The 7,170-nt window shown below is 37.3% G+C and carries 5 protein-coding genes and 3 pseudogenes; 3 read left to right on the top strand and 5 right to left on the bottom strand.

Features of this window, described 5'->3' with window-relative positions:
* Positions 1 to 1,212: 1,212 nt before the first annotated feature.
* The 5 genes and pseudogenes from AFK68_RS17885 to AFK68_RS17865 all read right to left on the bottom strand — a co-directional run.
* Positions 1,213 to 1,637 (bottom strand): annotated as a pseudogene (locus AFK68_RS17885) (YlqD family protein); the annotation flags it as partial.
* A 1-nt stretch (position 1,638) separates the two neighbouring features.
* The coding region (locus AFK68_RS17880; RefSeq protein ID WP_246844258.1) for a YlqD family protein at positions 1,639 to 1,813 on the bottom strand (175 nt) is incomplete at its 3' end.
* A gap of 118 nt (positions 1,814 to 1,931) precedes the next feature.
* A pseudogene (locus AFK68_RS17875) lies at positions 1,932 to 3,174 on the bottom strand (AMP-binding protein); the annotation flags it as partial.
* A gap of 1 nt (position 3,175) precedes the next feature.
* Positions 3,176 to 3,773 (bottom strand): annotated as a pseudogene (locus AFK68_RS41980) (AMP-binding protein); the annotation flags it as partial.
* Between the two features lies 1 nt (position 3,774).
* Positions 3,775 to 4,323: AMP-binding protein (locus AFK68_RS17865; RefSeq protein ID WP_210407477.1), on the bottom strand; the 549-nt coding region annotated here is incomplete at its 3' end.
* A gap of 1,632 nt (positions 4,324 to 5,955) precedes the next feature.
* On the opposite strand from AFK68_RS17865, the gene AFK68_RS36960 reads away from it, so the two are divergent.
* From AFK68_RS36960 to AFK68_RS17845, 3 genes are all read left to right on the top strand, one after another.
* Entirely contained in the window at positions 5,956 to 6,123 is a 168-nt protein-coding gene (locus AFK68_RS36960; protein WP_168186529.1) for a hypothetical protein, read from the top strand.
* A gap of 322 nt (positions 6,124 to 6,445) precedes the next feature.
* The coding region (locus AFK68_RS17850; RefSeq protein WP_210407476.1) for a hypothetical protein at positions 6,446 to 6,649 on the top strand (204 nt) is incomplete at its 5' end.
* Positions 6,650 to 6,774: 125 nt separating this feature from the next.
* Positions 6,775 to 7,170, top strand: a 396-nt coding sequence (locus AFK68_RS17845) for a protein kinase (protein ID WP_168186528.1), incomplete at its 3' end; no start/stop codon positions are given.

The following is a 7,170-nucleotide window of genomic DNA, read 5'->3' as shown; positions in this document are numbered from 1 at the left end:
CTCCCCTACTCCTTAAAAAAGACTTTTTCAGCAAACCCTAATTAGTGGTAAATTCAGACCTGGGAAGCTCTTAAAGAGCAGAAAATCTTATGTTTAGTGAAGGCTTGAAAAGCACTCCCCAATATCTGCCAGTCTTACAGAATTTAGATAAAAATTCTGAACCCAAGGGCGAATTTTAAACCTAGTATCTAATACCTAATGCCGTTTTCTTCGAGTTAATTCAGAACCTCTCTATATCCTGTTAGCCAAATAATGAGAATAAACTTATCTGCTAACTACTATCTTTTATTCAATAATAAATATAGATTTTTTTGAGTTGATTTACAACCCCAAATAAATTCTGAATTTCGAGGAACTTTATTTGTGGGATTGGCTATTAGTTGATTGCAATGGAAGAAGAAATTAGAACGTAAGAAATTAGCTCTTAGGTAACAGGAATATAAAGCAAAGGGACAAGAAAAAAAGTAGATTCATCTCAATTAATTTCAGAACCAATATATTATCAATTCCCGATATTTAATTATGGCTTACTGATTAAATCTCAAAACATTGAAATGCTTGATATTCATGCTTTTTAGATTGAAAAAAAGTACAAATAAATAAGCTTAAGCTACCAAAAACTTAGGATTTTAGGCCGACAATAGTAGAAAAATAACTTTGACAATTACTCTCCTACTTTCTCTGTCTTCCTACTCTTCCCACACTCTACTTTTTTCAGCAAACCCTAATTATTTATTACCGAAATAATTAATATTTAAGCAATTAAATAATTTAGATAATTCACGCCTTGAAGCCTCCCCTTTCAAGGGGAAAAAAGCGTTCGTTTGCGAAGCAGTCCGTCAGGATGAGATGGCATTTGCTAAGGCGAAGCGTCCCGGAGGAAAAGGTTTCCCGCTCTTGCAGAGCCGCTGCCTCTTGCAGAGGAGTTGCCTCTTCCAGAGGAGCTGCGCTAACGCTTTATATGTCGGCGACAGCCGAAGTGCGTTTGCGAAGCATTCCGGAACGGAAAGTTGTGCGCCAGCTAAACGCCATCTCTAATCGACCAAGCAAGAGAAATAAATCTTTTCCTTATTGGTCAATCCTCTCCCTTTTAGGGAGAGGTAATTATCAATTATCCATTACCAATTATCCATTAATGAAATACCATTTTTCTTTTTCCTAATTATCCCTATATTCCCATAAAAAATACTTTTCTATACTTCTTATTTCTGTTTAAACTTCACCTCGTACTTCCTCAATAACCCCATCCCGGAGCAGAATTTCTACTTGCATTTTTTTGATCAAATTATCTCCAATATCCGCCGTAAATACACTTTCAATTTGACCCTGACTAACTTGTTGTTCTAATTCTAATGTTTGTACTTGTTGTAGTTGTTGTAGAGCTTGATTTTTCTGCTCCAAAAGCTCATTTTTCTTTTGATTTACCTGAATTTGAATATTCTCAATCTGCTGTTGTACTTGAGGACCAGGAGGTTGTACGCTTTGCTTTTGCATTTCAGAAATTGCCTTTTGCCCTTGCATTTCTAGCTGTTGTAACTGACTATCTAAATTATTAATTTGGCTTTGTAATTGTTGTTGAGCTTCTTCTTTCCAGCGTGGGGTAACGACTACTTTAACATTAATCGCTCGCTTTAGAANTTTGCATTTCAGAAATTGCCTTTTGCCCTTGCATTTCTAGCTGTTGTAACTGACTATCTAAATTATTAATTTGGCTTTGTAATTGTTGTTGAGCTTCTTCTTTCCAGCGTGGGGTAACGACTACTTTAACATTAATCGCTCGCTTTAGAAGTAATTGTGTTTGAGAATACTCCATAAAATTGTTCTTGTTAGTTTCTTTTGTGTTTACAAATACGCGCGAGAAAATTGACTATAGACTTTAAGATTTCAGAGCATCTAAATTGAGATAAAAAATCCAAAATCCACAATAGTCATTAATCAAACATTCTGTTAATCATATCGCGGTAATGTTCCGTAACAACCGGACGTTTAATCTTCATTGTTTGAGTTGTCATGCCATTCTCAATCGTAAACGGCTCCAGAATCAAGCGAAAAGGACCAATACGGTCATCTGGCCGATATCCGGGGCGATTTTTTACCTCTCGATTCAACTCTTGACGGAATAACTCTTGAACCTCCTGACTTTCCCAATTAATCTGGGGTTCAGACTCAGAAGGATTAGATTGGACAGCCCACTCTTCCACAGCCTCAATATTAGGTACAATTACAGCACCCAAATATTTCTGGTCTTGTCCCACCAACATAATTTGGTCTATATATTGACTACGGGCACAAGCATCTTCAATCGGCTGAGGTTCAATATTTTCCCCATTAGTCAAAACAATTGTATCTTTTGCCCGCCCCGTTAAGACTAAATCATTTCTAGGAGTCATCCAACCAATATCACCAGTATTAAACCAACCCTCTGAATTAATAGCTTTATTCGTCGCTTCAGGATTTTGATAATAACCCGCCATAATTTGTGGACCCCGGGCTAAAACTATTCCTTTCTCACCAGGAGATAAAGTTTTGCCACTTTCTGGGTCAACTATTTTAATCTCAGCCCCCGGAATAGGTCTTCCAGCAGACCCCCGCAGATTTTCCCAATAGTGTCGGGCGGTCAAAACTGGGGAAGTTTCTGTTAAACCATATCCCACCAATAAACCTATACCAACCGCTTCAAAGAAATTTTCTAAGTGCATTGCCAGGGAACCACCCCCACTCACGGCAAATTTTAACCGACCTCCCGTAGCTTGACGGATTTTTTGATAAATAATTTTTTCTCCCAAAATATGAAGAGGCAATAATAGGCAACTCTTTAAACTTGCCAAGAATTTCTCAGACTGAGAAGGTTTGTCAAGTTGTAAAACTAACCCTTGACTAATACGCCTAGCTGTGATGTATTGCTGACTTATACCGAAGAAAAAGTTGGCTAATTTTTGTTTACTTGCTGGTTGTTCCCTGAGCTGTTTTTGTACTCCCTCATAAATTAATTCCCAAACCCTGGGCACACAAAAGACGTAGTGGGGTTTATATTCTTGGAAATCTTTTTTCAAATAACGCTTATTAGTATAAATTTGGGTACAACCTTGGGAGAGAGAAAAATATTCCCCTATGCGTCCAAAAGTATGCCAAGTTGGCAGAATACTCAGGGTAACTTCTCCTGGGTTGGGTTGANTGTTTTTGTACTCCCTCATAAATTAATTCCCAAACCCTGGGCACACAAAAGACGTAGTGGGGTTTATATTCTTGGAAATCTTTTTTCAAATAACGCTTATTAGTATAAATTTGGGTACAACCTTGGGAGAGAGAAAAATATTCCCCTATGCGTCCAAAAGTATGCCAAGTTGGCAGAATACTCAGGGTAACTTCTCCTGGGTTGGGTTGAATGATTGTGCCAAGCAGGTTGATTTGATAAAGTAGGTTGCCGTGGGTGAGCATTACTCCCTTCGGTTTACCAGTAGTTCCAGAAGTGTAGAGTAGGGTAGCCAGAGTTTCCAGATTTTGATTAGTTGGTTTGAGAGAATTTTCTTCCCCTGCGGCAATAACTTGGGAAAATTTGACCACTGGTAGACTTGCGTCAGAATTTGGGTCTTCCTCGGATAGCAGAATAATTAAATGTATAGGTAGGTCTTGTAGGCGATCGCTCAATTTCTGCAACAAGGCCAAATTTTCCACGACCAAACTAACACTACCACTATCTTGAAGAATGTAAACCAATTCTTCTATATCAGCAGTTCCACTTCTAACGACATCTGCTCCACCCGCCATAATAANTAGACTTGCGTCAGAATTTGGGTCTTCCTCGGATAGCAGAATAATTAAATGTATAGGTAGGTCTTGTAGGCGATCGCTCAATTTCTGCAACAAGGCCAAATTTTCCACGACCAAACTAACACTACCACTATCTTGAAGAATGTAAACCAATTCTTCTATATCAGCAGTTCCACTTCTAACGACATCTGCTCCACCCGCCATAATAATGCCTTGGTCAGCAATCATCCACCGGGGACTATTATCAGCAAATAAGGCCACTCTTGAAGGGATAGATGTGCCATTTTCTGTGGACACAACTCCCAAAGCTTGTAAACCAGTAGCAAATTTTTGAATTTGTTCGTTCAGTTGTTCGTAGGTAAATTTTACTTCTGGTTTAACGTGGGGGTCATGGAGGGCAGTAGTTTTGCCGAAATATTGGACAGCTTTAGGCCATATTTCCGAGAGAGATTGAACAGAATCGTAGAGAGTGACTGTTTGGAGATTGGCAGATTCGCGATCGCTCATTTGCCAAGAATTGGGAGAGGTGGGAGATTTTGCAGATGTGGTCATTGTTTACTTTCTAAAACTATTGGTTATAAATCTAGTATCTAAGAATTTTGGGTAAGTTTACTAATTTTTAGGGACAGTTTACTAACTTGCCCCTGTTATTGATTTTCTCTTATCTTGGCAAAGTATGAAGCTTTTAGAAGTCAGAAGTCAAAAGTCAAAAGTCAGAAGTTAGAGGTTAGGAGGTATTAATTCGTTACTTATGCAAAGGTACTATACATAGAGTTTAAAAACTATAACGTTATAGTTTTGAACCCTATATATATGGTCTGGTGCGTAAGTCCTAGTTTAAATAATAAGAGGGCGGGTTTTGATAACTAGATGGGGTTTATATCAAGGTTTTCGGTTAAACCCGCCCCTACTAAATATTGATGTGTATATTTTTTGAGAAGCTGTTTGAGAAGTGCTGCATGGAACTGATAAATCACAAAAACCTAACCCCCCTGCCCCCCTTCGCTACAAGGGAATGGGGGTTTCAAAGCCTCTCCCCTTGCAGGGGAGAGGTTTGGAGAGAGGTTTTTATGAGTTGACAAACAGTTTCTTGATTATCAAAATTCTTCATCTTTAATATCCTTAAATAAAGGGAAATTAGCCTACATAAGATCCCCCCTGCCCCCCTTTTTAAGGGGGGCAGGGGGGATCGTAAATGTGCCTGATAACTGTGGCAATTGCTATATATTGATATCTATAATTTTATTAATTATCAAAATTCTTCATCTTTGAATATCCTGAAATAAAGGGAAATTAGCCTATAGAAGTTAATGTAAAAGATTAAAATTAACTCTCTCAAAAAAACTTGGTAAGCATCATAACATATAAGCCTTTGATTAATCAACAGAAAAAAGTTTTAGGAAGTAATTTGTAGGGAGTTTTCTTGATTTCAACATTTCGATACCTGACACTGAGAATTTTTACCCCCACTCCGTTTCACCTGCGATTAAAATATGAACTTAATTGTCATTGCGAGGGGGTACAAAAAACCAAAAGTCTACCCAGTAAATTTCCACCCCCCGAAGCCATCTTCAAAACTACTAAAGATTGCTTCCTTCCACTCCGTTCCACTCTCAATGACNCAGTAAATTTTAATCCCCCGAAGCCATCTTCAAAACTACTAAAGATTGCTTCCTTCCACTCCGTTCCACTCGCAATGACTCCCCCAATTGTCATGGGGAGGGGGTACAAAAAAACCAAAGTCTACCCAGTAAATTTTAATCCCCGAAGCCATCTTCAAAACTACTAAAGATTGCTTCCTTCCACTCCGTTCCACTCTCAATGACTCCCCCAATTGTCATGGGGAGGGGGTACAAAAAAACCAAAGTCTACCCAGTAAATTTTAATCCCCCGAAGCCATCTTCAAAACTACTAAAGATTGCTTCCTTCCACTCCGTTCCACTCGCAATGACTCCCCCAATTAACTGAACTTAATTGTCATGGCGAGGGGGTACAAAAAAACCAAAGTCTATCGCATAAATTTCAACCCCCCGAAGCCATCTTCAAAACTACCAGAGATTGCTTCCTTCCACTCCTTTCCACTCGCAATGACTCCGCCAATCTTTAACTTGAACAACCATAGTTAGTATTAATTAGTTAAAATCTTAAAATGTAAATCAAACTAAAAAAATCAAGAAAATAATTATGGCTAACATCACAATTAATGATTTACCTGATGAATTAATGGCAAAAATTCAACAATTAGCTAATCAAAATAATTGCAGCTTAAACCAAAAAGTTATTGTAATCTTAAAAGAACTTTTGCAAGATGAAAAACCAAAATTGCTGACTTCCCCGATTATCCGGACATGATCTTACTATACTATAATTTAAAGTAATATTTTTTTTCAATAAAGCAATTATGAGTGAATCCAAATTACTAACTATAAAATTAAGTTCCCAAAACTACCATCGCCTAGCAAAAGAAGCTCAAAAATTAAATTTACCCATAAATATTTGAGCCTTAAAGATTACTTAAATTCAGTCTTCAAGAAATTCCACCTCAATTTTGATAAACAAAAAGCAAGAGAAGCTATATCTGGTTTGCGGGAAATTAGCAAAAAATTGTCCTTAGTAGATGGAGAGGCGATCGCCTGTGAAAGTCGAGAAGACTTAGAGCAAAGGTATATTTTCNAAAATTAAATTTACCCATAAATATTTGAGCCTTAAAGATTACTTAAATTCAGTCTTCAAGAAATTCCACCTCAATTTTGATAAACAAAAAGCAAGAGAAGCTATATCTGGTTTGCGGGAAATTAGCAAAAAATTGTCCTTAGTAGATGGAGAGGCGATCGCCTGTGAAAGTCGAGAAGACTTAGAGCAAAGGTATATTTTCTAGCTAAATGCTCAAACTCACTCAGAAATTACTTTTGTAGAGGCGAATAGCTTTTGTAGGGGCGAATGGCCATTCGCCCCTACTGACTTTTAACTTGTGCATAGCGCTATAACTTCATCAGAAAAACAATGACTAACAAAATACTTATCAATCGTTATAAAATTATATCAGAGTTAGGAAAAGGTAGCTTTGGAACTACTTACCTAGCAGTTGATTTAGACCTTCCTAATCAACCTCAATGTGTAGTTAAACAGTTAGCTCCATCAGACCCCAGACCGAAAGTTTTTCAAGTGGCTAAAAAATTATTTGAAAAAGAAGCAAAAACTTTACAAAACTTGGGAAAACATAATCAAATACCTAAATTTTTTGACTATTTTGAAGAGGAAGGAAAATTTTATTTAGTACAAGAATTTATTGAAGTTTTCGGATCCTTTTTCCTTCCCGCTATTAAAAGACTTATTAAGCAAGCCCAAATTAAAGATTTGACACTAGAAAAATCAATTTACACAATATTTAGGGGCACA

It is taken from the genome of Hydrocoleum sp. CS-953, from assembly GCF_002260545.1.
GTDB lineage: Bacteria > Cyanobacteriota > Cyanobacteriia > Cyanobacteriales > Microcoleaceae > Trichodesmium.
This window is presented reverse-complemented; position numbering and strand designations above follow the sequence as displayed.

Excerpts from the sequence above, each read along its gene's own strand:
- AFK68_RS36960 (WP_168186529.1), top strand. The coding sequence starts at position 5,956 with ATGGCTAACATCACAATTAATGATTTACCTGATGAATTAATGGCAAAA.